We start from the raw sequence: 1,058 nt of genomic DNA, 5'->3' as shown, positions 1-1,058 counted from the left end.
CGGTTGTCTGTTCGGGTCGCCGCGGCCGCAGCGGGTGTCCTGGCCGGTGCCCGCTCGCTCACCGCGATCACGGAATGGATCAGCGACGTCCCCGTGTGGGCCTGCCGGATTCCCGGCTTCCCCACCGACCCGCTCGCTGGCACCGTGTCCGTCCCGCGCCCCCACACCCTGCGCCGTCTGCTCGTCCGACTCGACGGCGACGCCCTGGACCAGGCGATCGGTGATTTTCTCACCGCCCGCGCCACCTCAGCCGGCCCGGGACTGCGGGCGATCGCCGTCGACGGCAAGGCCCTGCGCGGCTCACGCACCTCCGTCACCGGGGACGTCGCCCTGCTCGCCGTGATGGACCACACCGGTCACGTCCTGGCCCAGCGCCAGGCCGCCGACAAGAGCAACGAGATCCCCGCCTTCCGGCTCCTGCTGGACAGCGTCGACCTGACCGGCACGGTCATCACCGCCGGCGCGCTACACACCCAGCACGCTCACGGCACCTACCTCCGCGAGCGCGGTGCCCACTACATCGCTCAGGTCAAGGCCAACCATCCCGGCCTCTTCCACGCATCCGCCGCCTGCCCTGGCGCGAGATCACGCTCGGCCGCTACGACCGTACCCGGGCCCGCCACCGCCTGGAGATCCGGCGGCTGAAAGACCACCGCCTACGCCCACCTCGACCACCCCGACGCCCGCCAGGCCCTCCAAGTCGTGTGCTGGAGGAAGGACTTCACCAGCGGCAACCTCACCATCGAACGCGTCTACCCGATCACCGGCCTGCCGCCCGGCGCGGCTACCGGCTCCCAGCTCGCGGACTGGATCAGAGGCCACTGGAAGATCGAGAATCTCCTGCACCACGTCCGCGACCGCACCTTCCGCAAGGACGCCTCCAAAATCCACGTCGGCCATCTCCCACGCATCATGGCCGGCCCGCGCAACCTCGCCATCGGCGTCCACCGTCAGGACGGCCACACCAGCATCGCCGCCGCCCTACGTCACACCGCCCGCGACTGGCGAAGGCCCCTGACCGCCCCCGGCACCACCGGATGAATCCGGACAGACCTCGA

2 protein-coding genes are annotated in these 1,058 nt (G+C 71.0%); both read left to right on the top strand.

The window, feature by feature from the left end; all coding sequences use genetic code 11:
* Positions 1–645 (top strand): ISAs1 family transposase (locus tag FNH09_RS49395; protein WP_238427510.1); only part of this gene is annotated, 645 nt, incomplete at its 5' end.
* 57 nt (positions 646–702) lie between these two features.
* The gene (locus FNH09_RS49390) at positions 703–1,041 is read left to right on the top strand and encodes a hypothetical protein (protein WP_238427509.1); all 339 of its coding nucleotides are present in this window, start codon (positions 703–705) and stop codon (positions 1,039–1,041) included.
* Positions 1,042–1,058 lie beyond the last annotated feature (17 nt).

Source organism: Streptomyces adustus (assembly GCF_009377175.1).
Lineage (GTDB): Bacteria > Actinomycetota > Actinomycetes > Streptomycetales > Streptomycetaceae > Streptomyces > Streptomyces adustus.
Note: the sequence above shows the minus strand (reverse complement) of the source record. Positions and strands in the feature narration are given on the sequence as shown.